Source organism: Variovorax sp. GW460-12-1-14-LB1, from assembly GCF_059423605.1.
Genome location: NZ_JBWKYF010000013.1, coordinates 1 through 23302 on the forward strand (window position 1 = coordinate 1; position 23302 = coordinate 23302).

Annotated in this window: 23 protein-coding genes; 17 read left to right on the top strand and 6 right to left on the bottom strand. The window is 69.7% G+C overall.

From position 1 onward, the window contains the following. Positions 1-22 precede the first annotated feature (22 nt). The 5 genes from AC07Y4_RS09130 to pyrF are packed head-to-tail and all read left to right on the top strand — an operon-like array spanning position 23 to position 3951. Positions 23-1012, top strand: coding sequence for a DMT family transporter (locus AC07Y4_RS09130; protein WP_495274429.1), 990 nt, complete (start codon positions 23-25; stop codon positions 1010-1012). Further along, positions 1005-1715, top strand: a complete 711-nt coding sequence (gene tsaB, locus AC07Y4_RS09135) for a tRNA (adenosine(37)-N6)-threonylcarbamoyltransferase complex dimerization subunit type 1 TsaB (RefSeq protein ID WP_487847598.1) — start codon at positions 1005-1007, stop codon at positions 1713-1715. Before AC07Y4_RS09130 ends, tsaB begins: the two co-directional genes overlap by 8 nt. Further along, complete coding sequence (rimI, locus tag AC07Y4_RS09140; RefSeq protein WP_062483095.1) at positions 1712-2254, top strand: ribosomal protein S18-alanine N-acetyltransferase; 543 nt, start codon at positions 1712-1714, stop codon at positions 2252-2254. The genes tsaB and rimI overlap by 4 nt, the downstream gene beginning before the upstream one ends. Beyond that, positions 2251-3093: a uracil-DNA glycosylase family protein gene (locus tag AC07Y4_RS09145; RefSeq protein WP_487847597.1), complete on the top strand. Its 843-nt coding sequence runs from the start codon at positions 2251-2253 to the stop codon at positions 3091-3093. The genes rimI and AC07Y4_RS09145 overlap by 4 nt, the downstream gene beginning before the upstream one ends. Positions 3094-3126: 33 nt before the next feature. Then, positions 3127-3951, top strand: coding sequence for an orotidine-5'-phosphate decarboxylase (pyrF, locus tag AC07Y4_RS09150; protein WP_062477481.1), 825 nt, complete (start codon positions 3127-3129; stop codon positions 3949-3951). 7 nt (positions 3952-3958) lie between these two features. Here pyrF and AC07Y4_RS09155 read toward each other — a convergent pair whose 3' ends face one another. Then, the gene (locus tag AC07Y4_RS09155; protein WP_070063207.1) at positions 3959-4693 is read right to left on the bottom strand and encodes a helix-turn-helix domain-containing protein; all 735 of its coding nucleotides are present in this window, start codon (positions 4691-4693) and stop codon (positions 3959-3961) included. 138 nt (positions 4694-4831) lie between these two features. On the opposite strand from AC07Y4_RS09155, the gene AC07Y4_RS09160 reads away from it, so the two are divergent. From AC07Y4_RS09160 to AC07Y4_RS09185, 6 genes are all read left to right on the top strand, one after another. Next, positions 4832-5689 carry a hypothetical protein gene (locus tag AC07Y4_RS09160; RefSeq protein ID WP_159279226.1) on the top strand — a complete coding sequence of 286 codons (858 nt, stop codon included), beginning with the start codon at positions 4832-4834 and terminating at the stop codon, positions 5687-5689. Positions 5690-5751: 62 nt separating this feature from the next. Beyond that, positions 5752-7707 (top strand): MFS transporter, encoded by a 1956-nt coding sequence (locus tag AC07Y4_RS09165; RefSeq protein ID WP_487847596.1) that lies wholly within the window; start codon positions 5752-5754, stop codon positions 7705-7707. Positions 7708-7916: 209 nt separating this feature from the next. After that, positions 7917-8363, top strand: coding sequence for a hypothetical protein (locus AC07Y4_RS09170; RefSeq protein WP_487847759.1), 447 nt, complete (start codon positions 7917-7919; stop codon positions 8361-8363). Beyond that, positions 8360-9160, top strand: a complete 801-nt coding sequence (locus AC07Y4_RS09175) for a DUF2145 domain-containing protein (protein ID WP_487847595.1) — start codon at positions 8360-8362, stop codon at positions 9158-9160. Before AC07Y4_RS09170 ends, AC07Y4_RS09175 begins: the two co-directional genes overlap by 4 nt. A 31-nt stretch (positions 9161-9191) precedes the next feature. Next, the gene (locus AC07Y4_RS09180) at positions 9192-10292 is read left to right on the top strand and encodes a serine endopeptidase (RefSeq protein ID WP_307582132.1); all 1101 of its coding nucleotides are present in this window, start codon (positions 9192-9194) and stop codon (positions 10290-10292) included. Positions 10293-10383: 91 nt separating this feature from the next. Beyond that, a complete protein-coding gene (locus AC07Y4_RS09185; RefSeq protein ID WP_070063202.1) occupies positions 10384-10761 on the top strand; it encodes a DUF3597 domain-containing protein in 378 nt (125 codons plus the stop codon). A gap of 71 nt (positions 10762-10832) precedes the next feature. On the opposite strand, the gene AC07Y4_RS09190 is transcribed toward AC07Y4_RS09185, so the two are convergent. Next, on the bottom strand, positions 10833-11615 hold the full coding sequence (locus AC07Y4_RS09190) for an SDR family NAD(P)-dependent oxidoreductase (RefSeq protein WP_487847594.1): 783 nt from the start codon (positions 11613-11615) through the stop codon (positions 10833-10835). Between the two features lie 135 nt (positions 11616-11750). Here AC07Y4_RS09190 and AC07Y4_RS09195 point away from each other — a divergent pair, with 135 nt between their 5' ends. After that, positions 11751-12131 carry a hypothetical protein gene (locus AC07Y4_RS09195; RefSeq protein ID WP_487847593.1) on the top strand — a complete coding sequence of 127 codons (381 nt, stop codon included), beginning with the start codon at positions 11751-11753 and terminating at the stop codon, positions 12129-12131. On the opposite strand, the gene tgt is transcribed toward AC07Y4_RS09195, so the two are convergent. Further along, positions 12128-13300 (bottom strand): tRNA guanosine(34) transglycosylase Tgt, encoded by a 1173-nt coding sequence (gene tgt, locus AC07Y4_RS09200; RefSeq protein ID WP_487847592.1) that lies wholly within the window; start codon positions 13298-13300, stop codon positions 12128-12130. The genes AC07Y4_RS09195 and tgt overlap by 4 nt on opposite strands. Before the next feature lie 8 nt (positions 13301-13308). Next, entirely contained in the window at positions 13309-14352 is a 1044-nt protein-coding gene (gene queA, locus AC07Y4_RS09205) for a tRNA preQ1(34) S-adenosylmethionine ribosyltransferase-isomerase QueA (RefSeq protein ID WP_095747235.1), read from the bottom strand. Between the two features lie 136 nt (positions 14353-14488). Here queA and AC07Y4_RS09210 point away from each other — a divergent pair, with 136 nt between their 5' ends. From AC07Y4_RS09210 to recG, 3 genes are read left to right on the top strand one after another with little or no spacing between them, the layout of a single operon-like run. After that, positions 14489-15166, top strand: coding sequence for a DUF4166 domain-containing protein (locus AC07Y4_RS09210; RefSeq protein ID WP_307637657.1), 678 nt, complete (start codon positions 14489-14491; stop codon positions 15164-15166). Continuing rightward, positions 15163-16653: a TIGR01777 family oxidoreductase gene (locus AC07Y4_RS09215; RefSeq protein WP_487847591.1), complete on the top strand. Its 1491-nt coding sequence runs from the start codon at positions 15163-15165 to the stop codon at positions 16651-16653. Before AC07Y4_RS09210 ends, AC07Y4_RS09215 begins: the two co-directional genes overlap by 4 nt. Positions 16654-16664: 11 nt before the next feature. Then, on the top strand, positions 16665-18773 hold the full coding sequence (gene recG, locus AC07Y4_RS09220) for an ATP-dependent DNA helicase RecG (RefSeq protein ID WP_487847590.1): 2109 nt from the start codon (positions 16665-16667) through the stop codon (positions 18771-18773). Here recG and serB read toward each other — a convergent pair. Together serB and AC07Y4_RS09230 are read right to left on the bottom strand one after the other, a co-directional pair. Further along, a complete protein-coding gene (gene serB, locus AC07Y4_RS09225; RefSeq protein ID WP_487847589.1) occupies positions 18763-19449 on the bottom strand; it encodes a phosphoserine phosphatase SerB in 687 nt (228 codons plus the stop codon). The two genes, recG and serB, sit on opposite strands and share 11 nt — an antisense overlap. Then, a complete protein-coding gene (locus AC07Y4_RS09230) occupies positions 19446-20354 on the bottom strand; it encodes a LysR substrate-binding domain-containing protein (protein ID WP_369630596.1) in 909 nt (302 codons plus the stop codon). The genes serB and AC07Y4_RS09230 overlap by 4 nt, the downstream gene beginning before the upstream one ends. 198 nt (positions 20355-20552) lie before the next feature. Here AC07Y4_RS09230 and AC07Y4_RS09235 point away from each other — a divergent pair, with 198 nt between their 5' ends. Together AC07Y4_RS09235 and AC07Y4_RS09240 are read left to right on the top strand one after the other, a co-directional pair. Further along, the gene (locus AC07Y4_RS09235; protein WP_487847588.1) at positions 20553-21623 is read left to right on the top strand and encodes an ABC transporter ATP-binding protein; all 1071 of its coding nucleotides are present in this window, start codon (positions 20553-20555) and stop codon (positions 21621-21623) included. A 15-nt stretch (positions 21624-21638) separates the two neighbouring features. Beyond that, positions 21639-23285, top strand: coding sequence for an ABC transporter permease (locus AC07Y4_RS09240; RefSeq protein WP_062477436.1), 1647 nt, complete (start codon positions 21639-21641; stop codon positions 23283-23285). Positions 23286-23302 lie beyond the last annotated feature (17 nt).

Sequence of the window (23302 nt, forward strand, 5' to 3'; positions counted from 1 at the left end):
CCCGCAGACCTCCCCGCCCTTCCTGTCTCCCCGCATGCTCGGCATCGGCGCGGCCGTGGTCACCGTCGTGGTCTGGACCGCCTTCATCCTCATCGCGCGCGCCTCGGCCGCGCGTTCGCTCACGCCCTTCGACCTGGCCTTTGCGCGCGTCTGCGGCGCCAGCCTGGTGCTGGTGCCCTGGGGCGCGTGGCTGGCGACGAAGCACCGCGGCGCGGTGTCCTCGTTCTTCGGCCTGTCGCCGCTGTCGCTGCGCGTGACCGCCACCGCCGGCATCTTCGGCGGCGTGGCCTACGCCCTCATCGCCTACAGCGGCTTCTTCTTCGCGCCGGCCGGCCATGCCGCCGTGCTGATGCCCGGCAGCCTGCCGCTGTGGACCACGTTGCTGGCCGCGCTGGTGCTGCGCGACCGCATCACGCCCACGCGCGCCATCGGCCTGGCGATGATCGTTGCGGGCGATCTCGTGGTCGGCGGGCGCAGCCTGCTGCACGCCTTCGAGGGCGGCGAGGTCTGGAAGGGCGACCTGATGTTCATGGGCGCCGCCTTCTGCTGGGCCTGCTACAGCGTGGTGGCGCGCCGCCATGGGCTGGACGCCGTGCGCGCGACCATCGCCATCACCGTGTTCGCGCTCATTACCTATGTGCCGGTCTACACGCTGCTGGTGGCTTCGGGCGCGGTCGTGAGCCACATCGGCAGCGCGCCGTGGGGCGAGGTCGCATTCCAGATGGCCTTCCAGGGCGTCGGCTCGGTGGTGATCTCGGGCATCACCTTCACCAAGATGATCCAGCACTTCGGCCCGGTGCGCACCACCATGATCACGGCGCTGGTACCGGGCCTGTCGGCCTTCGGCGCGGTGCTGTGGCTCGGCGAACCCATGCACTGGAGCCTGGTCGCTGGCCTCGCGCTGGTGACGGCCGGCATCCTGTTCGGCGTGCGCGCGGCGGCCGTGCGCGTGGCGCCGGCGCCGGTCTGCCCGACGCCGTGCCCGGCAGGAATGGGGCGTCCGAATGTCTGACAAGCTGCTGGCCTTCGACACGAGCACCGAGCACCTGTCGGTTGCGGTGCGCCACGGCGACCGCGTGCTGGCGCACAGCGGCGTGGGCGGCGCGCAGGCGTCGAGCACGCTGCTGCCGTTGATCCGCCAACTGCTCGCCGACGCGGGGCTCGCGCTGGCCGAGCTCGACGCCATCGTCTTCGGGCGCGGCCCGGGCTCCTTCACCGGCCTGCGCACCGCCTGCTCGGTGGCGCAGGGCCTGGCCTTCGGCGCCAAGGTGCCGCTGCTGCCGGTCGACACCCTGCTGGCCGTGGCCGACGAGGCGCGCCATGCCTTCGGCGCGCAGCGCGTGGTGGCCGTGCTCGACGCGCGCATGGACCAGCTCTACGCCGCGCACTACGACTTCGACACCGCCGGCCCGTTCGGCGGCGACCCCGAGCCGCTGCTGCTCGCCCCCGAGGCGCTCGAGGTGCCGGCCGGCTGGGCGCTTGCCGGCAACGCCTTCACCGCCTACGGCCCGCGCCTGGCGAGCGCCACGGCCCGCCACGAGGTGCTGCCCACGGCCGCCGCCATGCTGCGGCTGGCGCCCGCGCTGCTCGCGGCCGGCCGCACCGTGCCCGCCGCGCAAGCCTGGCCGCTCTATGTTCGCGATAAAGTGGCGCAAACCACCGAGGAACGCGCCGCCATCAAGGCGGCGGCCGCCGTTCCGCCGAACCCCGCATGAGCGCCGTCCTCCAGTCCGTCGAAGCCCGTCTTGAACCGCTCACCGTCGAGCGGATCGATGCCGTGTGCGCGGTCGAGCAGACGGCCTACACGCACCCCTGGACGCGCGCCAACTTCACCGATTCGATGGCCGTGGGCTACCACTGCCAGTGCCTGCTGGCGCCCGGCGTGGCGCCGGGTGTCGAGTCGCCCTGCACGAGCCTGGGCGAAACGCTGATCGGCTACTTCGTCGCCATGAAGGGCGTGGACGAGGTGCACCTGCTCAACATCACCGTGGCGCCGGCCTTCCAGCGCCAGGGCTGGGCGCCGCTCATGCTCGAGGCGCTGGCCGGCTGGTCGCGCGGCGAGGGCGCGCTGTGGCTGTGGCTCGAGGTGCGCGAAAGCAACCGGCGCGCGCTCGACATCTACCTGCGGCAAGGCTTTCGCAGCGTCGGCGTGCGCAAGGGCTACTACCCGGCGTTCGACGGCAAGCGTGAAGACGCGGTCGTCATGAGCATGCGCCTCAACGAAACAGGCTCCGCCTGGGGAGCTTTGCGATGACGGACACCGCGGTCCACACCCTGCGCCTGGACGCGCGCCAGCGCGCCATGCTCGACGAGATGGGCGTGAAGGTCTGGTGGCCCGTGCCACCGGAACCCGAGATCGAAGTCGAAGCCGAGCCAGAGGTCCCCGTGGCCGCTGATTCCGGCATGCCCGACATGCCCGAAGGTCCGCCGCTGGAGCTCGACGATCGCGACCAGTCCTACGACGCGCCCCCGCCGTCGCCCTCGCCGCGCCCGGCACCTGCGCCCGTCGCCCGTCCTGTGGCCGCCCCGGCGCCGCGTCCCGTGGCAGCACCGCCCGTCGCGCAAGGCGCCGCCGTGCTGGTCGAAGCACCCTGCCGCCTGTACGCCGACAAGGCCGATGCCGCGGCGCCGGTGCAGGGCGGCTGGCTGGTCGTGGCCGACATGCCGCCCGAGGCCGACGGTCGCCACGGCGAGCCCTTCGCGGGCGACGCCGGTCGCCTGCTCGACAACATGCTGCGCGCGCTGAAGCTGCACGACGGTCGCACGCCCGTGCACCTGATGCGCACGCACCGCGGCGTGGCCGCCGGCCAGCCCGGCAGCCCGCAGCCGATCGACGCCGCCTTCGACGCCCACGCGGCGGCGCTGGCGCCGAGCATCGTGCTGGCGATGGGCCCGCTGGCCGCGCAGAGCCTGATGCAAAGCCGCGATCCGCTGGGCAAGTTGCGCGGTCGCGCCGTGCCGCTGGCGTCGGCCAACGGCGTGCCGGTGGTCGCCACGTACCACCCCGCCTACCTGCTGCGCAACCCGGCCGACAAGGCCCGCGCCTGGGCTGATCTCTGCCTGGCCGCGGAGCAGGCCACCCCTTCGGCCTGAGGCCGGCGGGCGGGGTCCGTAAAATCGGGCCCCATGACTTTCCTCGACAAGCTGGCCGCTGCACAGCAAACCAACGGTTCGTTGCTCTGCGTGGGCCTCGACCCGGAGCCAGCCAAATTCCCGGGGGCGTACAAGGGCGACGCCAGCCGCATCTATGACTTCTGCGCGCGCATCGTCGACGCGACGGCCGACCTGGTCATCGCCTTCAAGCCCCAGATCGCCTACTTCGCGGCCCACCGCGCCGAAGACCAGCTCGAACGCCTGATGGAGCACATGCGCCGCAACGCGCCCCATGTGCCCACCATCCTGGACGCCAAGCGCGGCGACATCGGCTCCACCGCCGAGCAGTACGCGCTCGAAGCCTTCGAGCGCTACGGCGCCGACGCCGTGACCCTGTCGCCCTTCATGGGCTTCGACTCGGTCGCGCCCTATCTCCAGTACGAAGGCAAGGGCGCCTTCCTGCTGTGCCGCACCAGCAACCCCGGCGGTTCCGACCTGCAGGGCCAGCGCCTGGCCAGCGTCGAGGGCCAGCCCTTCCTGTACGAGCACGTCGCCCGCCTGGCGCAGGGCCCGTGGAACCTCAACGGCCAGCTCGGCCTCGTGGTGGGCGCGACCTACCCGGCCGAGATCGAGCGCGTGCGCGAACTCGCGCCGACGGTGCCGCTCCTGATCCCGGGCGTCGGTGCCCAGGGCGGCGACGCGGTCGCCACCGTGCGCGCCGGCTGGCGCGCCGACGCGCCGATCATCGTGAACTCGTCGCGGGCGATCATCTACGCCTCGTCGGGCGAAGACTTCGCCGACGCGGCGAAGAACGCCGCGCGCACCACGCGCGACGCATTGGAAGCAGCGAAGCCCTGACGGGCCTTCAGTTCCGTCGCAGGCGGGTGAAGAGCTCGAATTCCCAGTTGCGCATGCCAAGGAGCAGGGTGTAGCCCTCGCGGTCCTTGGCCGACAGCTTCTGGTCGGTCTGGTGCTGCTGCGCAAAGTCTTGCGCCACGCGCTGCAGCCGCTCCATGAAGGCGGGCGCCAGCGACCGGCTGATCGAGCCGTGCACCAGCAGCAGGCCCTCGGCCGGGCCGTCGAAGCCGCCCTTGTAGTAGTCGAGCACCACGTTCTCGCGGAAGAACTCCATCACCGGGCCGTGCGGGCGCCAGCGGAAGGTCTTGGCGAGCTTCAGGCGGTACCGGTTGAGCGGGCGCAGCTCGATGATGCCGATGCGGTCCAGCTGCGCCAGGCAGCCGATGCACTCGGCCTCGGTGATCCGGTACGACGCCACGATCTGTTCCAGCGTCCATTGGCTCAGCACGCTGATCGCCACCAGCAGCAGCTTCTTGTCCTTGACCACGGCCTTTTCCTGCTCGTGCGTCAGCTCCTTCAGCAGCGGCTGGGCGTCGGCCACGCGCCGTGCCAGCTCGGCGAAATCGATCTTCAGGGCGCGGCAGATCGCATCGACGCGCGACAGCGGCATGTCGCTCTTGGCCAGCATGCGCTTGACGCTGGACTCCGCCATGTCCAGCGACCGGGCCAGGTCGGCATACGTCATGCGGGCGCTTTTGAGTTCGTTCTTGAGGGCCTGGACCAGGTCGACGGTGGTGCTCATGAAGGGAGGGTGCGGGTTGAAGGTATAGAAAAAGGATACCGAAGGGAGTGAAATAGTGCCTCGTATCGATTCTCGATGCCTGGGGGAGGGCTGGCAACTAGATTCCACCCGCCAGCCACCACCCCACCGAGGAACGCCATGCTTCTGCCCACCCTGACACGCCGCGAACGCGGACTGTTGTTCACCTTCGCGCTGCTCCTGCTCGTCGCCTTCTTCGGCCCGGCGCTGCCGGCCGCCGACGTGGCGATCGCCTCCGTGTTCGCCGACAACCGGCCGCTGTTTCACCTGCCCAACGCGATGGACGTGCTGAGCAACCTGCCGTTCCTGGCCATCGGCTGCCTGGGCCTGTACCGGCTCAACCGCATCGACCGCTCGCACCAGGAGGCGCTGGCCGGGTTCCCGCTGGCGCCGCCCGCCAACGACCCGCCGGACAACACGCTGGACTGCGCCTGGCTGTTCTTTGCCGGCCTGATCGCCACCGCTGCCGGTTCGGCCTTCTATCACCTGCTGCCCGACGCGCCCCGCCTGGCCGCCGACCGCGCCGGCATGGCCGTGGCCTTCGCGGGCCTGATCGGCATCGCCGTCTGCGAGCGCGTCAGCCAGCGCGCCGGCTGGCCGGCCGCCTGGTTCGTGCTCACGGCCGGCCTGCTGGCGGCCGAGGTCTGCCAGGAAACCGGCAACGTGCTGCCCTGGGCGCTGGTGCAGTTCGGCGGCATGGCGGTGGTGCTCACGCTGGCGCTGGCCACGCCGATGCGCGGCGCTGTCGGGCTCAAGCTGGGCTGGGTGATCGCGTTCTATGTGGTGGCCAAGGCCTTCGAACTGGGCGACCACGCCATCTACGAAGCCACCGGCCACCTCGTGTCGGGCCACACCCTCAAGCACCTGGTGGCGTCGCTGGCCGGCCTGCCCGTGCTGATGGCGCTGTACCGCCTCGAAAAGGGCTGGCGCGCGACGTTGCTGCGGCACAATCCCGACCCTGCCGCGATCGCGGCATGACGCGGCCTGACCACGGAACGCCCGTGGCGCAGCGGTAGAAGACAAAGAGGAGATTGCATCGCATGACAACCCCCGCCGCCGCCGCGACTGCGCCCGTGGTGCATGAGCCCAACGCCCACGCGAACCAGTTCGCCCTGCTCGGCCAGCGGCGCTTCGCGCCCTTCTTCTGGACCCAGTTCGCGGGGGCCGCGAACGACAACCTCTTCAAGTTCGCCTTCACCGTCATGGTGACCTACCAGCTGCAACTGAGCTGGATGCCGCCGGCCATGGCGGGGCTGGTGATCGGCGCGCTGTTCATCCTGCCCTTTTTGCTGTTCTCGGCCACGGCCGGGCAGCTGACCGACAAGTTCGACAAGACGAAGATGATCCGCTTCGTCAAGAACCTCGAGATCGCGATCATGCTGATCGCTGCCTGGGGTTTCGTGCGCGCCGACGCGGTGGTGCTGCTGGGCTGCGTGTTCCTCATGGGGCTGCACTCCACGCTGTTCGGGCCGGTCAAGTTCGCCTACCTGCCGCAGGTGCTCGACTCGCGCGAGCTCACGGGCGGCAACGGCATGGTCGAGATGGGCACTTTCGTCGCCATCCTGCTGGGCCAGGTGGCGGGCGGGCTGCTGGTGGCGATGCCGCAGATCGGCCACACCACGGTGGCCGTGGCCTGCCTGCTGCTGGCGCTGGTGGGGCGCGGCGTGGCGCAGGCCATTCCGCCCGCACCGGCCACCGACCCGAGCCTGGTCATCAACTGGAACCCCTTCAGCGAAACCTGGCGCAACCTGATGCTGGCGCGCGAGAACATCGTGGTGTTCCGCTCGCTGCTGGGCATCTCGTGGATGTGGTTCTTCGGCGCGGTGTTCCTGAGCCAGTTCCCCAGCTTCGCGAAGGAAGTGCTGCACGGCGACGAGCAGGTGGCGTCGCTGCTGCTGGTGGTGTTCTCGGTGGGCATCGGCGTGGGCTCGCTGCTGTGCGAGACGCTGAGCCGCCGACAGGTGGAAATCGGCCTGGTGCCGCTGGGCGCTATCGGCATGAGCGTGTTCGCGATCGACCTGTACTTTGCCTCGCGGGCCTTGCCGCCTTCGGCCGGCATGGGCCTGGGCGCTTTCGTCCACCAGGCCGCGCACTGGCGCGTGATGGCCGACCTCGCGCTGCTGTCGCTCTTCGCGGGGCTGTACAGCGTGCCGATGTACGCCCTGATCCAGCTGCGCAGCCAGCCCACGCACCGCGCGCGGATCATCGCGGCGAACAACATCCTCAATGCGCTCTTCATGATCGGCAGCTCGGTGCTGGCCGGCGCGCTGCTGGGCGCGGGCTTCACCATTCCGCAGATCTTCCTGTTCACCGGCATCGCCAACGCGGTGGTGGCGTTCTACATCTTCATGCTGGTGCCCGAGTACCTGCTGCGCTTCGTGGCCTGGGTGCTGTCGCGCTTCGTGTACCGCTTCGACATCAAGGACGACCAGCACATTCCCACCGAGGGCGCCGCCGTGCTGGTGTGCAACCACGTGAGCTTCATCGACGCGGTGCTGCTGATGGCCGCGAGCCCGCGCCCCATCCGCTTCATCATGGACCACCGCATCTTCAAGGTGCCCGTGCTCGGCTGGCTGTTCAAGCTGGCCAAGGCCATTCCGATCGCGCCGCAGAAGGAAGACCCGGCCGCGTACGAGGCGGCCTTTGCCAAGGCCATCGGCGTGCTGCGCGAGGGCGACCTGCTGGGCATCTTCCCCGAAGGTGCGATCACGCGCGACGGCGAACTGCAGCCCTTCAAGGGCGGCGTGATGAAGATCCTCGAGGGTGCGCGCGCCGAAGGCATCGAGCCGCCCGTGGTCCCGATGGCGCTGACCAACCTCTGGGGCTCGTACTTCAGCCGCATCGAGCTGCGCGGCGGCCAGCAGGTCGCCATGGCCAAGCCTTTCCGTCGCGGCTTCTTCAGCCGCGTGGGCCTGCGCGTCGGCCACCCCGTGGCGCCGCAGGAAGTGCAGCCCGAGACGCTGCGCCAGCGCGTGGCCGGCCTGCTGGCCTCCTGAGGCGCGCCCCCAAAGCATCTCTTCGGGATACTGCGGGACGCCAGGATCGCAACTGGTTGAAGTATTCGAGCCCCGCGGCGTGAAGGCGAACCATCATTCGCTCACCTTCACTGCGCCGCGAGGCCTTCATGCAACCCCTCTCATCCTCCACCGTTTCGATCCTCCAGCGCAGCCTGCCGGCTTCCCGCAGGACCGCCCTGGCGCGGTCGATGGCCGCCCTGGCCTTCGCCGCTTGCGCCGCGTTCGCGGGTGTCGCGACGCCGCCGTCCGCACGGGCCCAGAGCGAGGCCTCGGCCGCGCTGTCGCTGCTGCCCGTGGCCTCGGTGGTCGGCGCCGCTTCGGTCGTCGGGGCGTCGGCCACCGCGGTGGTCGCCGTGCCCGCGGCGCTGTCGGTGGGCGGCTCGGTGCTCACCGTGATCGCGGTCGAGGCCTCGGTCGACGGCACCGTCTACCTGCTCGAACGCGCCTCGGACGGCGCCCGCGCCAGCGTCAAGGTGATGGGGCGCGCCACCCGTGGCGTGTCGGCGGCCGCCGGCACGGCCGTGGTCGTGAGCGTGATCGGCACCGGTGTCGTGCTCTCGGCCGCGGGCGAGGTGCTGGCCTTCGTGCCCAACGCGGTCGGCCGCGCACTGCTCCACAACGAAAGACTGTCGTGAAACCCGCCTTGCGCCCCGCGCTGCTGCTGGCGTTCGCCATCGCTGCGGTGCTGCCGCTGCAGGCGAACGCCGGCCGCTCGTGCGAACAGGTCAGGCCGACGCCGGCGCTGATCGTCAAGGGCATGCAGCTGGCCGAGCGCACCTCGCAGCAGCTCGATGCGAGTGGCGCGCGCGTGGTCATCCTGGCGCGCGCCGGACAGGACCTGAGCAAATACGGCCTGCGCTATTCGCACCTGGGCATCGCCTACAAGACCGACGAGGGCCCGTGGCGCGTGGTGCACAAGCTCAACCACTGCGGCACCGCGGTGGCCGCGGTCTACCGGCAGGGGCTGGGCGAGTTCTTCCTCGACGACCTGTGGCGCTACGAGGCCGCCTGGTCCGTGCCCACGCCGGCAGTGCAGGCGCAGCTGATGGCCGCGCTGCGCGAGCCCGATGCGCGCCTCGTGCGCCTGAACGTGGCGCCCTACAGCATCGTGAGCTACGCCTGGGGCCAGAAGTACCAGCAGTCGAACCAGTGGGCCATCGAGACCCTGGCCGCCGCGATGGAACCCGCCACCATCGGCACCCGCGCGCAGGCGCAGGCCTGGCTGCAGTTCAAGGGCTACGAGCCGACCACGCTGAACCTCGGCCCGCTGACCCGCCTGGGCGGTCGCGTGGGCTCGGCCAACATCGCGTTCGACGATCATCCGAACGAGAAGCGGTTTTCGGACCGCATCGAGACCGTGACCGTCGACTCGGTGTTCACTTGGCTGCCGCGTGCGGGCCTGGGCGCGGCGCCAGTCACACTCAAGCTCTGAGCGAAACGAAGAAAAGAAAGAAGGAACGACCATGAGCAAATCCCTGCGCCTGTCCGAGAAGTGGTTCCGCCGCGGCCTGTGGCTGGTGGCGTTCGTGTTCGCGAGCTTCCTGATCGGGCTGGGCAGCACGATCGTGGGCGACCTGCCGCAGGTCGAGCGCGTGCGCGTGCTCGACGACTTCATCGACAAGCCGACAGCCGAGCCGCTGCGCGCCACCATCAAGGCCTCGGAGGCCGCCGAGCTGCAGGCCGCGCGCGACCTCGACCAGGCACAGCTGCAGCTCAACACGGCGCAGCAGGCCAGCGCCAACGCGCGCGAGACCTTCGGCAACTGGATCGCCACGCGCCGCGCCACCGCGCAGCCCGACCAGGACACCGAGCTCATCGCGCGCACCAAGGCGCTCGATGCCTTCAAGCAGAAGGAAGACGCAGCGCAGCGCAAGGCCGACGCGCAGCGCCAGATCGCGCTCGACGCGCGCCAGGCCGAGCAGCGTGCGCGCGCGGCATTGGGCGTGCTGGAGCACGACGCACAGCAGCGCCTGGACGCCGAGTACCGCCGCGTCGAACTGCGCGTGTTCGGCTACCGGCTCGCGCTGACCCTGCCGCTGCTGCTGGTGGCCGGCTGGCTGTTCGTGAAGAAGCGCAAGAGCACCTACTGGCCCTTCGTGTGGGGCTTCATCTTCTTCGCCCTGTTTGCCTTCTTCGTCGAGCTGGTGCCCTACCTGCCGAGCTACGGCGGCTACGTGCGCTACGTGGTGGGCATCGTGCTCACGGTGCTGGTGGGGCGCTATGCCATCGTGGCGCTCAACCGCTACCTGGCGCGCCAGAAGCTCGCCGAGCAGCAGCCCGACCAGGTGCGCCGCGAAGAGCTGAGCTACGACGTCGCGCTGGCCCGCCTGGCCAAGAGCGTGTGCCCCGGCTGCGAGCGGCCGGTCGACCTGAAGAACAACGAGATCGACTTCTGCCCGCACTGCGGCATCGGCCTGTTCGACCACTGCGGCCACTGCAGCACGCGCAAGAGCGCGTTCTCCAAGTTCTGCCACGCTTGCGGAACCTCGGCCGCTGCGCATACACCTGTGACCGGCACTGCGCAATCGGTCACGCCGGGCGCGCCGGTTCAGCCGGCCACGTAGCGAAAGCGCCGCACGGTCGTGCTACAACCCCGGGCTGCGTCACGCAACGCCGTGCCGCGGGTTTTCCCATTCACATTGACGGAGCACACCCATGAGCATTTTCGGCAAGATTTTTTCCAAGATTTTCCCGTCGGCCAACGCCGCTGAAGTCGTCGCCGCACCGCCGGCGGCTGCACCCGGCGCGCCGGCCGTTGCCGCACCGCCGCCCGCGATCCCGCTGGGCGACGTGCCCGCCGTCCTGGACGCCATGCCCGGTGCCGCCGGCCTGAACTGGCGCACCTCGATCGTCGACCTGCTCAAGTTGCTGGGCCTGGACAGCAGCCTCGCCGCGCGCAAGGAACTGGCCAGCGAAATCCTCTACAGCAACGGCGAACCGGGTTCGGCCGAATGGAACATCGGCCTGCACAAGCAGGTGATGAGCCGCATCGCCGCCAATGGCGGCACGCTGCCGGCCGAACTGCGCGACTGATCGTCCCGCCACCCACGCAGCAAAAAGCCCGGCACGCCGGGCTTTTTCTTTGGGGCGACCGTTGAAGCGCTTCAGGTCCAGCCTGCGTCCACCACGTAGTCCTGCGCGGTGCACATGCGCGAATCGTCGGCCGCCAGGAACAGCGCCATCGCGGCAATGTCTTCCGCCATCACGCGGCCCGGCAGGCATTGCGCCGCATCGATCTCGGCGCCCGACTCGGGCTTCACCCACAGCTTGATCTGCCGCTCGGTCATCACCCAGCCCGGCATGATCGTGTTGACCCGGATGTTCTGCTTGCCCAGGTCGCGCGCCAGCGAGCGCGTGAGGCCGTTCACGCCCGCCTTGCAGGCCTGGTAGACCGGGTAGCCGCGGCCCTTCATGAGCCAGCTGATCGAGCCGAAGTTGACGATCGAGCCGCCGCCCAGCGCGCGCATGTCGTCGGCCACGGCCTGCGCGGCAAAGAACTGGTGCTTGAGGTTGACGGCCACGAGGCGGTCGAAGTCGTCGCTGGTCACGTCGGCCATCTCGTGGCGCCGGTCGTTGGCCGCGTTGTTCAGCAGCACCGACACCGGCCCGAAGCGCTGGCGCACCGCGTCGATGGCGGCGGCGAGCGCGGCCGTGTCGGTCACGTCGCAGGGCACGAACAGCGCGGGGTGCGTGCCCTGCAGCTGCGCGGCGAGCGCATCGCCGGCGGCCGTGTCGAGGTCGCAGAAGCCGACCTTCGCGCCCTGCGCATGAAAGGCCCGCACCAGCGATTCGCCGATGCCGCTGGCGCCGCCCGAGATGAACACGGTGCGGCCGGCCAGCGAGGGATAGCGGGCGGTATAGGCCGTGGGTGGGGAGGCGTTGGTCATGAGGGTGAGGACAACCGCAGTGAAGACAGGGCAAGCGTACCGGATGACGGCGTCCCTGGTGCCGGCCGGGCCTCCACCCGGCGTATGGCTTCCGGCCTGTGGGCAGGGCGCCGTGGCAGGCATACGCTTCGGCCCATGAGCTCCTTCAACCGCCGCTTCGTCTTCTGTCTCGCGCTGCTTCCGGCCGCCTTCGCGGCGCGGCACGTCCGCGCACAGGCGCAGGCACCGGCGCCCGTGCTGCTTTTCAAGGTGGTCTCGCCGCGAGATGACATCGTGGTGGGCATCGAGGCGGCCCAACTGGGCACCGGCACGGCGCCGCCCGTGCAGCGGCTGGCCGCCATGCTGGCCGAGAAGGGCCAGCTCACGCTCTGGCAGTACGCCTCGCACAAGGACGCGAGCGGGGCGCTGGTGCAGGCACCGCTCAGGCAGGTCGTGGTCTTCAGGAACGAGCTGCTGCGCATCGAGCCCTACGCGACGCCGCTGGCCATCCAGTCCCCGGGCGCCGCGAAGTCCTAGACGCCGCGTGCGCGGTCGGCCTTGAACTGCGCGCGGAACGCCGTGAAGGTGCCCGCGTCGAGCGCCGCGCGGATCTCCGTCATCAGGTTCAGGTAGTAGTGCAGGTTATGGATCGTGCACAGCATCGGGCCGAGCATTTCGCCGCAGCGGTCCAGGTGGTGCAGGTAGGCGCGGCTGAAGCCTTCGCGCCCGCCGTCGTTCCAGCTCACGCCCGAGGTGCCCGCGCAGGCGTGGCAGGTGCAGCTGGGGTCGACCGGCTGCGGGTCATTCTTGTGGCGCGCGTTGCGCATCTTCAGGTCGCCGAAGCGCGTGAACATCGTGCCGTTGCGCGCATTGCGCGTGGGCATCACGCAGTCGAACATGTCCACGCCGTCGGCCACGCCCTGCACCAGGTCCTCGGGCGTGCCCACGCCCATCAGGTAGCGCGGTTTGTTCGCGGGCAGCCGGTGCGGCGTGTGGCCCATGATGTGCAGCATCTCTTCCTTGGGCTCGCCCACGCTCACGCCGCCGATGGCGTAGCCGGGGAAGTCCATGTCGACCAGCGCCGCGAGCGACTCTTCGCGCAGGTTCTCGAACATGCCGCCCTGCACGATGCCGAACAGCGCGTTCGGGTTCGAAAGGCGCGTGAACTCCGCCTGGCAGCGCTTGGCCCAGCGCAGGCTCAGCTCCATCGAGACGCGCGCCTCGGCCTCGGTCGTGATGTGGCCCTTGGTGTCGTAGGGCGTGCACTCGTCGAACTGCATCACGATGTCGCTGTTCAGGATGGTCTGGATCTGCATCGAGACCTCGGGCGTGAGGAACAGCTTGTCGCCGTTGACGGGCGAAGCGAACTTCACGCCCTCTTCGCTGATCTTGCGCATCGCGCCCAGCGACCACACCTGGAAACCGCCCGAGTCGGTGAGGATGGGCTTGTCCCATTTCTCGAACTGGTGCAGCCCGCCGAAGCTCGCCATCACGTCCAGGCCCGGGCGCATCCACAGGTGGAAGGTGTTGCCCAGGATGATCTGCGCGCCCATCTCTTCGAGGCTGCGCGGCATCACGCCCTTGACGGTGCCGTAGGTGCCCACGGGCATGAAGATCGGCGTCTGGACCTTGCCGTGGTTGAGCGTGAGCGTCGCGCGGCGCGCGTGGCTGTCGGGGTCGGTCTTGAGGAGTTCGAAGTTCAGCATGATGTCGTTCAGTCCTGGGTGCGTGCGAGCAGCATGGCGTCGCCGTAGCTGAAGAAGCGGTAGCCGTTGGCGATGGCGTGGGCATACAGCGCCATCACGCGCTCGTAACCCGCGAAGGCCGAGACCAGCATCATCAGCGTGCTCTTGGGCAAATGGAAGTTGGTCACCAGCACGTCGACATGCGCGAAGGCGAAGCCCGGCGTGATGAAGATGCGCGTGTCGCCCGTGGCCTCGCCGCTCTTGGCCCACGACTCGAGCGTGCGCACGGTGGTCGTGCCCACCGCGACCACGCGCCCGCCGCGTGCCTTGCATTCGGCAATGGCGCGCTGCGTGGCCTCGGGCACTTCGTAGCGCTCGGCATGCATCGTGTGTTCGGCGATGTTCTCGGTCTTCACCGGCTGGAAGGTGCCGGCGCCCACGTGCAGCGTGACGTTGGCGCGCTGCACGCCGCGCGCTTCGAGCTCGGCCAGCAGGCCTTCGTCGAAATGCAATGCGGCCGTGGGCGCGGCCACGGCGCCGGGCACGCGTGCGAACACGGTCTGGTAGCGGCTCTCGTCGTCGGCCGAGTCGGTGTGCGTGATGTAGGGCGGCAGCGGCACGTGGCCGCAGCGCTGCATCAGCGCGTACGGGTCTTCGCCGGCATCGCTCTCGAAGCCGAAGCGGAACAGCGCGCCGTCTTCCTCGGGCCAGCGGCCCAGCAGCGTGGCGCGGAAGCCGCCCACCATCTCGAGCGTGGTGCCCACGGGCGGCTTCTTGCTGACCTTCATGTGCGCGACCACCTCGTGGCCCTGCAGCACGCGCTCGACCAGCAGTTCGAGCTTGCCGCCGGTCGGCTTCTCGCCGAACAGGCGCGCCTTGACCACGCGCGTGTCGTTGAAGACCAGCAGGTCGCCCGCGCGCAGCAGCGAGGGCAGTTCCTTGAAGATGCGGTCGGCCGGGGCGGGGCCTGTGCCGTCGAGCAGACGGGAGGCGGTGCGTTCGGTGGCGGGGTGTTGTGCCACCAGCTCGGGCGGCAGATGGAAATCGAAATCGGAAAGCGTGAAGGCGCGCATGGTGCTTGAGGGCCGGACGGGCCCGTGCCAAGGAGGCATGGGAAGGGAAAAAGGCGGAGAGCGGCGATTGTCCCATGGCCCGGAATCACGGGCGTCACTTGGGGTTGGCTCGGGGTTGCCGAGGCAGAATCGACGCATGGTCGATTCTTCCGTCGCGCGTGTCACGCCAGCCCCCGCCCCTCCTTCCGAAGGCGAGCTCTTCAAGAAGATCCTGGGCGGCGCCTGGATGGGGCTGCACCCCGACATCCGCCGGCGCTTCGACAAGAACCCCCTGCCGGGCAAGGCCCTGCACTACCTGGGCGCGCTCAGCGAGCTGCGCTGCTCGCGCTTCGGCAAGCTCTTGGGGCACCTCACGCAGCCGATGATCCAGGGCGCGCTGATCCCCTACAGCGACAGCCACTTCCCGGTCGAGATCCAGGTCTACGCCCGGCCCGACGACCCGGCCATCTACAAGCAGCGCATCTACCGCCTGCACGGCCGCCAACCGATCCAGTTCACCAGCTTCATGCGCGAGAGCGAGCGCGGCGAGGTGCTGGAGTACGTGGGCATGGGGCTGGGCATGAAGCTGGTGCTGAGCGTGGAGCCCAACGGCAGCCTGCATTTCCAGAGCGACGGCTATTTCTGGGAGGTGTTCGGCTGGCGCATTCCGCTGCCGGGCCTGTTCACGCCGGGCAAGACTTTTCTCTGGCACCACAACGAGACGCCCGAGCGCTTCAACATCCGCATCGAGATCCGCCACTGCCTCATGGGCACGACCTTCACGCAGGTCGGCGTGTTCGAGGAAGTGCCGGAGCCGCAGGCGGTGTCTGCATGATCGACACGCACCTGCTGGCCCTGCAGCTCATGGCGGCGCAAGGCGCGCTGGGCGCCTTCGACACGCTCTACCACCACGAAGGCACCGAGGCGCTGCCGCGCCGCGGCACGGCGGGGCGCGAGCTGGCGATCCACGCCACGCGCTCGTCGATCTACTGCGCGCTGTTCCTCGGGCTGTCGGCGTGGGCCTGGCACGGCGCGTGGGCGTGGGTGCTGCTCGCGGTCTTCGGCGTCGAGATCGTGCTCACGCTGTGGGACTTCGTGGTCGAAGACGGCAGTCGCCTGCTGCCGCCCACCGAGCGCGTGACGCACACGGTGCTGGCCATCAACGCCGGCGCGTTCATCGCGCTGCTGGCGATGAGCGCGGTCGGCTGGGCAGACCAACCGACGGCGATGGTGTGGCAGCCGCACGGCTGGCTCAGCGCCTTCCTGGCGCTGTGCGGCGTGGGCGTGGGCATCTCTGGCCTGCGCGACGGCTTCGCGGCGCGCGCCCTGTTCAAGCAGCAGAAGCAGGCGCAGGTGCGCGCCGTCGAGGCCCCGGTGCACTTCGGCACGACACCGCAGCAGGTGCTGGTGACGGGCGGCACCGGCTTCATCGGCCAGATCCTCGTGCGCCACCTGCTGGCCGACGGCCACGCGGTGACGGTGTGGACGCGCGACGCGCGCGCCGCCGCCTGGGGCTTCGGCGGCGCGGTGCGCTGCGTGCAGTCGCTCGACCAGATTCCCGCCGCGGACACCATCGACGTGGTCGTCAACCTCGCAGGCGCACGCATCCTAGGCCAGCGCTGGAGCGCAAGGCGCCAGCAGCAGCTGCTGCAAAGCCGCGAAGGCCTGACGCAACAGCTCGTCGCGTGGATCGCCACGCGCCCGCGCAAGCCGTGGCTGCTGCTCTCGGGTTCCGCCATCGGCTACTACGGCGTGCAGCCGCAGGGCGACGCCACCGAGCTCACCGAAGACGCACCGCCGCAGGACATCTTCATGTCGACGCTGTGCCAGCGCTGGGAGCGCGCCGCGCACGCGGCCGTGGCGCACGGCGTTCGCGTGGCCTGCCTGCGCTTCGGCTTCGTGCTGGGCCACCAGGGCTCGCTGCCGCAGCTGCTGATGCCGGTGCAGCTGGGCATGGGCGGGCGCTTGGGCAGCGGGCGGCAGTGGCTGTCGTGGGTGCATGTGCATGACCTGATCCGCGCCATCGCGCATGTGTGGACCGTGACCGAGCCTGCCACCGGCCCGGCCACCGCGCAGGCCTTCAACGTCACCGCGCCGGGCGCAGTGAGCCAGGAGGCCTTCACCCGCGTCGCCGCCGGCGTGCTGCACCGCCCCTGCTGGATGCCCACGCCCGCCGCGCCCGTGAAGCTGCTGCTCGGCGAGCAGGCCGACCTGCTGCTCGAAGGCCAGCGCGTGGTGCCGGCGCAGCTGCTGCGCAGCGGCTTCCAGTTCATGTTCCCCGATGCCCGCAGCGCCTTGACGGACCTTTGCCGTCCACGCTAGAAGCCTTGTCCGTGCCCGCCAAGAAAGAACCGACTCCCCCCGCCGCGCCGGCGCAACCGCCCGGCACCGGCCTGAGCCTCGTGCAGCGCGCGCTGCGCAAGCTCGGCCTCGTGCGCGACATCGACTTCGCGCTCTACCTGCCGATGCGCTACGAGGACGAGACCCGCATCGTGCGCCTGGTCGACACGCGCGACGGCGACATGGCGCAGGTCGAGGGCGTGGTCACCGAGTGCGAGGTGGTGTTCCGACCGCGCCGCCAGCTCATCGCCACCATCGACGACGGCAGCGACACCTGCCAGCTGCGCTTCTTCAACTTCTATCCGTCGCAGCAAAAGCAGTTGGCGGTGGGCGCCAAGGTGCGCGTGCGCGGCGAGATGCGCGGTGGTTTCGTGGGGCGGCAGATCATGCACCCGACCGTCAAGGCGGCCGGCACGGCGCTGCCCAATGCACTCACGCCGGTGTACTCGACCGTGGCCGGGCTCGCGCAGCCGGTGCTGCGGCGCGAGGTGCGCTCGGGCCTGGCGCGTGCGCTGCTCGACGAGACGATTCCGGTGCAGATCGGCCTGCGCGGCGCGTGGGATTTGCGCAGCGCGCTGAGCTTCCTGCACTACCCGACGCCCGACGTGTCGATCGCCGCGCTCGAAGACCACAGCCACCCGGCGTGGCAGCGCATCAAGGCCGAGGAGCTTCTGGCACAGCAGCTCTCGCAGCTGCAGGCGCGGCTGGAGCGCGCTGCGCAGCGTGCGCCGGTGCTGCCTGCGTCCACCGACGCGGCGGCGAGTTCACTGCATGCGGAGTTGCTCGCCGTGCTGCCCTTCGGCCTCACCGGCGCGCAGCAGCGCGTGGGCGAGGAGATCACGGCCGACCTGCACCGCCAGATCCCGATGCACCGCCTGCTGCAGGGCGACGTGGGCTCGGGCAAGACCGTGGTCGCGGCGCTGGCCGCGGCGCGCTGCATCGACGCGGGTTTCCAGTGCGCGCTGATGGCGCCCACCGAAATCCTCGCGGCCCAGCACTTCGGCAAGCTGGTCGGCTGGCTCGATCCGCTGCTGGCCGAGCGCGGCCTGCGCGTGGCCTGGCTCACGGGCAGCCAGAAGAAAAAGGAACGCGACGAGATGTCGGCCGCCGTCGAAAGCGGCGAGGCCGCGCTGGTCATCGGCACGCATGCGGTCATCTCCGAAAAGGTGCGCTTCAAGAACCTGGCGCTGGCCATCATCGACGAGCAGCATCGCTTCGGCGTCGCGCAGCGCCTGGCCCTGCGCGGCAAGGCGGGCGGCGACCTCGAACCGCACCTGCTGATGATGAGCGCCACCCCCATCCCGCGCACGCTCGCGATGAGCTACTACGCCGACCTCGACGTCTCCACGCTCGACGAACTGCCGCCCGGCCGCACGCCCATCGTCACCAAGCTGGTGGCCGACCACCGGCGCGACGAGGTCATCGACCGCATCCAGGCGCAGATTTCGCAAGGCCGGCAGGTCTACTGGGTCTGCCCACTGATCGAGGAGAGCGAAGCGGTCGACCTGCGCAACGCCACCGAGACGCGCGACGAACTTGCCGGCACGCTGGGCGAACACATCCAGGTCGGCCTGCTGCATTCGCGCATGCCCACGGCCGAGAAGCAGGCGGTGATGGCCGCCTTCACCGCCAACGAAATCCAGGTGCTCGTGAGCACCACGGTGATCGAAGTGGGCGTCGACGTGCCCAACGCCTCGCTGATGGTGATCGAGCATGCCGAGCGCTTCGGCCTTTCGCAGCTGCACCAGTTGCGCGGGCGCGTGGGGCGCGGCGCGGCGGCCTCGGCCTGCGTGCTGCTCTATGCGCCGGGCGACAGCGGCCGTGTGGGCGAGGCGGCGCGCGCGCGGCTCAAGGCGATGGCCGAGACCGGCGATGGCTTCGAGATCGCGCGGCGCGACCTGGAGATCCGTGGCCCCGGCGAGTTCCTGGGCGCGCGCCAGTCGGGCGCGCCGCTGCTGCGCTTTGCCGACCTCGCGACCGACACGCTGCTGCTCGACTGGGCGCGCGAGCTTGCGCCGGTGATGCTGCAGAAACACCCCGAGCTGGCGCAGCGCCACATCGATCGCTGGCTCGGCACGAAGGCCGAATACCTCAAGGCTTGAGCAGGTCGAGCAGCTGGTCGAGCCCGCCCTCGTCGATCGACAGCATGGCGGCCTCGCGCACCAGGGGCTTGGCGTGGTAGGCCACCGACAGCCCCGCCACGCCCATCATCGGCAGGTCGTTCGCGCCGTCGCCCACGGCGATGGCCCGGGCCGGCGATATGCCCATCGCGCGGCAGCACTCGAGCAGCTTGTCCTTCTTGGCTTCGCCGTCGCAGATGTCGCCCCAGGGCTGGGGCAGCATGCGCCCGGTGAGCCGTCCGTCTTCGATCTCCAGCATGTTGGAGCGCGTGTCGTCCAGCTGCAGCCGCTCGCGCAGCCGGTCGGTGAAGAAGGTGAAGCCGCCGCTCAGCAGCACGACGCGCAGGCCGGCCTGCTTGCACGCGGCGATCAGCGTCTCGGCGCCGGGGTTCAGGTGCAGGCGCTGGTCGTACACGGCCTGCAGCGCCGACAGCGGTACGCCGCGCAGCAGGGCCACGCGCCGGCGCAGGCTGTCCTTGTAGTCGGTGATTTCGCCGCGCATCGTGGCCTCGGTGATGGCCGCGACCTCGGGCCCGCAGCCCGCGATGTCGGCGATCTCGTCGACGGTCTCGATGTCGATCAGCGTCGAGTCCATGTCGAAGGCGATCAGCTTGAAGTCCGACAGGCGCAGGGTGAGAGGAGAAGAGGTCTTGTTCATGGCGTGGGGTGTGCCGCGTTCCAGTGCTGCGTGCCGAGCCAGTCGACGAACTGCCGTGCCAGCGCGGCCACCGGCCCTTCGGTGCGGTACAGCGCGTAGACGCCGGAGGCCGGCAGGCGCGGTTCAGGAAACACCAGGCGCAGCCGGTCGGCGCGGATGTCTTCCTCGAGCAGGCACCAGGGCGCCAGCGCGAGCCCCAGGTCGTTCATGGCGGCCTGCATGCAAAGAAACTGGTGGTCGAACACGGGGCCGGGCAGCTGGGGCGGCACGCGCACGCCGGCCAGCTCGAACCAGCGCGGCCAGTTCTCCACTTCGCCGGCGGCCTGCAGCAGCGGGTGGCCCAGGCAGTCGGCCATGCTGGCGATGCGGTGGCGCTCGATGAAGCGCGGCGACGCCACGGCCACGAGGTGGTCGTCCAGGCAGCGCACGCAGGTGTGGTCGGGGCGCTGCATGGGAATGCGGCGGATCAGCACGTCGCTGCCGGCCTCGGCCTGGTCGAAGAACTGCCGGCCCAGGGTCGACAGCTGCACGTCGGTCTGCGGCGCCAGGGCCTGGAAGCCGGCCAGCCGCGGGATGAGCCACTTCATCGCCAGCGAGGGCGTGGTGCACACGCGCAGGCTGGCGCGCTGGTGGGGCGACTTCAGCGCGGCCGTGGCGCTGGCGATGCGGTCCAGGCTGGCCTGCACCTCGGCGAAGTAGTCGCGCGCATGCGGCAGCAGCGTCGCGCCGCGGGCCTCGCGCGCGAACAGCGGCTGGCCCAGGTAGTCCTCCAGCAGGCGGATCTGCTGGCTGACGGCGCTGTGCGTGATGCTGAGTTCGTCGGCGGCCGCGGTGAAGTTGGCATGGCGCGCCGCCGCTTCGAAGGCGCGCAGCGCCTTCAAAGGGGGGAGGCGTCGGGTCACCACATGCGACCCTTGGCGAGCGGGCTTGTCTTCCTCATGTTCTTTTCGTGTTCGGTTGCGTGCCGCCCGGGGTTGGAGGCCGGCGGGCATCGTAGACCGGGAAGCCTGCAGAAAAACTAACCGGCCGCCTTAAAAAATACGGCTGGTGGCGTGTGGAGGGCGCACCTAGCATCGCGCTTCCTTCCACCCTGAACAAGAGACATGGCTTCCATCACCATCGACAACGTCGTGAAGCAGTTCGCCAACCAGACGGTGCTGCAGAACCTGTCGCTGCATGTGCCCGATGGCGCCTTCTACACCCTGCTGGGCCCCAGCGGCTGCGGCAAGACGACCCTGCTGCGCTGCATCGCGGGCTTCAACGAGCCCGACGGCGGCCGCATTCTTTTCGACAGGGACGACGTGACGCGCGTGTCCACCCACCACCGCGACATCGGCATGGTGTTCCAGGACTACGCGCTGTTCCCCGACAAGACGGCCTTCGACAACGTGGCCTACGGCCTGCGCGCGCGCAAGGTGCCCAAGGCCGAGATCGCCCGGCGCGTCAACGAGGCGCTGGACAAGGTGAGCCTGCTGGCACTGGCCGACCGCTACCCGGCGCAGATGAGCGGCGGCCAGCGCCAGCGCGTGGCGCTGGCGCGCGCGCTGGTGATCCGCCCGCGCGTGCTGCTGATGGACGAGCCGCTGTCCAACCTCGACGCCAAGATGCGCCTGCAGATGCGCGACGTGATCCTCGATCTGGTGCGCGAGGCCGGCATCACCACCGTGTTCGTCACGCACGACCAGGAAGAGGCGCTGGCCATGTCGGATCGCATCGCCATCATGGACCGCGGCAGCATCGCGCAGCTGGGCACGCCCGAAGAGCTGTACGGCACGCCGGTGAACGCCTACGTGGCGGACTTCATCGGCTCGGCCAACGTGATTCCCGTGCCGGCCGAGTCCGCCGGCGGGGCCGCGTCGCACGTGCGCTACCAGCTGTGCGGCCAGCAACTGGACGGCAAGCAGGGCGGCGCCGCGCTGGGCGCGCAGGGCATCCTCATCGCGCGCCCCGAGGCGCTGTCGCTGATGGCGCCCGCGCCCCATGTGCCCAACGCCATCGCGGGCGAGGTGCTGCGCCGCCAGTACCTGGGCTTCAAGACCGCCTACCGCATCCGGCTGCACGACCAGTCGGAGATCCGCGTCGAGCTGCACGCCGGCAACATGGTGGCCGATTTCCAGGCCGGCGATGCGGTGCAGGTGCTGGTGCCGGCCGACAGCCGCGTCGTCGCTGCCTGAACGGACACGCACGCCATGAAAATCAACTGGTGGCCCTGGGGTTTCCTGACCCTGCTCAGCCTCGTGCTGCTGCTGTTCTTCGTGTTCTATCCGCTGGGCACGCTGTTCGTGAACAGCGTGCGCGACGAGTCGGGCGCGTTCTCGCTGTCCGGCTTCATCACCTTGCTGCAGGACAGCGAATACCTGCTCGCGTTCCGCAACACGCTGGTGCTCGGCGTGTCGGTCACGGCCTGCACCGTGGCCGTGGGCGTGCCCTTCGCGTACATGGTGGCGCGCTACGACTTCCCGCTGAAGAACCTGGTGGCGGTGCTGCCGATCATGACCATCGTGATCCCCGAGATCATCGTCGGCCAGTCGTGGCTGCTGCTGCTGGGCAACAACGGGCTGGTGACCAACCTGCTCGCGGGCGCGGGCATCACGCTGCCGACCTTCTACGGCTGGACCGGCATGGTGTTCTCCATGACGCTGGTCTACTACACCTACATCTACCTGGGCGTGCTGGCCGCGCTGCGCGGCTTCGACGGCCAGCTCGAAGAGGCCGGCCTGAGCCTGGGCACTTCGCCGCTGGTGACCAAGCTGCGCGTGCTGGTGCCGGTGATCCTGCCCGCGGTGCTCGTCAATGCGCTGGTGGTGTTCACGCTGGTGGTGGGCAACTTCGCGCTGTCGGTGGTGCTGGGCAGCAGCGTGCCGCTGCTGTCGGTCATGACGTACAACGCCTTCGTCGGCGAGATGGGCGGCAGCCCCACGCTGCAAAGCGCGATGTCGGTGGTGTCCATCGGCATCGTGGCCATCGTGCTGTTCTTCCAGAAGCGCGTGGTCGAACGCAAGATCTACACGATGACGCAGGGCCGCGCGCCCGCCGTGGTGCGCGTGCGCTCGGGCGCGGCGGTGTTCTACACGCTCAGCGTGGGCGTGATCATCGTGCTGTCGATGCTGCCGCTGCTCATCGTCTTCGTGGGCGCCTTCACCGAGACCAGCGGGCCCGTGATGCGCTGGGGCCAGTGGTCGCTGTCGAGCCTGGAACGCGCGCTGCGCGGTGCGCCCGAGCCGATCATCAACTCGCTGAAGTTCGCCTCGATGGCCACCGTGGTGGGCGTGGCCTTCGCGGTGCTCGTGAGCTACCTGACGATCAAGAAGCGCAACCCCTTCACCCAGCTGCTGGACTACATCGTGGTGCTGCCGCTGACCATCTCGGGCACGGTGCTGGGCATTGCGCTGGTGCAGACCTTCAACACCGGCTGGCTGGTGCTGGCGGGCACCTCGGGGATCATGGTGCTGTGCTACACGGTGCGCCGCCTGCCCTTTGCGGTGCGCAATGCGTCGTCGACGCTGTTCAACATCTCGGACTCCATCGAGGAGGCCTCGATCAGCCTGGGCGTGTCGCCGCTGAAGACCTTCTTCAAGGTGCTGCTGCCGGCCATGAAGGCCTCGATCATCTCGGCCGCCATCCTGATGTGGGTGACCACGATCTCGGAGCTGTCGGCCTCCATCGTGGTCTACACGGGCGGCCTGGAGACCATGCCCATCGCCATCTTCCGCCAGGTCGACGGCGGCCGCCTGGGCCTGGCCTCGGCCTACGGCGCGGCGCTGGTCAGCGTGATCCTGCTGCCCATCGTGGTGGCGATCAAGGTGTTCCGCATCAACCTCTTCTCCAGCAAATGACCCACCCATTCACTTCA

Bases quoted from the DNA above. Each gene is read 5' to 3' on its own strand.
- tsaB (WP_487847598.1), top strand. From the start codon at position 1,005: ATGTCTGACAAGCTGCTGGCCTTCGACACGAGCACCGAGCACCTGTCG.
- rimI (WP_062483095.1), top strand. From the start codon at position 1,712: ATGAGCGCCGTCCTCCAGTCCGTCGAAGCCCGTCTTGAACCGCTCACC.
- AC07Y4_RS09145 (WP_487847597.1), top strand. From the start codon at position 2,251: ATGACGGACACCGCGGTCCACACCCTGCGCCTGGACGCGCGCCAGCGC.
- pyrF (WP_062477481.1), top strand. From the start codon at position 3,127: ATGACTTTCCTCGACAAGCTGGCCGCTGCACAGCAAACCAACGGTTCG.
- AC07Y4_RS09155 (WP_070063207.1), bottom strand. From the start codon at position 4,693: ATGAGCACCACCGTCGACCTGGTCCAGGCCCTCAAGAACGAACTCAAA.
- AC07Y4_RS09160 (WP_159279226.1), top strand. From the start codon at position 4,832: ATGCTTCTGCCCACCCTGACACGCCGCGAACGCGGACTGTTGTTCACC.
- AC07Y4_RS09165 (WP_487847596.1), top strand. From the start codon at position 5,752: ATGACAACCCCCGCCGCCGCCGCGACTGCGCCCGTGGTGCATGAGCCC.
- AC07Y4_RS09170 (WP_487847759.1), top strand. From the start codon at position 7,917: ATGGCCGCCCTGGCCTTCGCCGCTTGCGCCGCGTTCGCGGGTGTCGCG.
- AC07Y4_RS09180 (WP_307582132.1), top strand. From the start codon at position 9,192: ATGAGCAAATCCCTGCGCCTGTCCGAGAAGTGGTTCCGCCGCGGCCTG.
- AC07Y4_RS09185 (WP_070063202.1), top strand. From the start codon at position 10,384: ATGAGCATTTTCGGCAAGATTTTTTCCAAGATTTTCCCGTCGGCCAAC.
- AC07Y4_RS09190 (WP_487847594.1), bottom strand. From the start codon at position 11,615: ATGACCAACGCCTCCCCACCCACGGCCTATACCGCCCGCTATCCCTCG.
- AC07Y4_RS09195 (WP_487847593.1), top strand. From the start codon at position 11,751: ATGAGCTCCTTCAACCGCCGCTTCGTCTTCTGTCTCGCGCTGCTTCCG.
- tgt (WP_487847592.1), bottom strand. From the start codon at position 13,300: ATGCTGAACTTCGAACTCCTCAAGACCGACCCCGACAGCCACGCGCGC.
- queA (WP_095747235.1), bottom strand. From the start codon at position 14,352: ATGCGCGCCTTCACGCTTTCCGATTTCGATTTCCATCTGCCGCCCGAG.
- AC07Y4_RS09210 (WP_307637657.1), top strand. From the start codon at position 14,489: ATGGTCGATTCTTCCGTCGCGCGTGTCACGCCAGCCCCCGCCCCTCCT.
- AC07Y4_RS09215 (WP_487847591.1), top strand. From the start codon at position 15,163: ATGATCGACACGCACCTGCTGGCCCTGCAGCTCATGGCGGCGCAAGGC.
- serB (WP_487847589.1), bottom strand. From the start codon at position 19,449: ATGAACAAGACCTCTTCTCCTCTCACCCTGCGCCTGTCGGACTTCAAG.
- AC07Y4_RS09235 (WP_487847588.1), top strand. From the start codon at position 20,553: ATGGCTTCCATCACCATCGACAACGTCGTGAAGCAGTTCGCCAACCAG.
- AC07Y4_RS09240 (WP_062477436.1), top strand. From the start codon at position 21,639: ATGAAAATCAACTGGTGGCCCTGGGGTTTCCTGACCCTGCTCAGCCTC.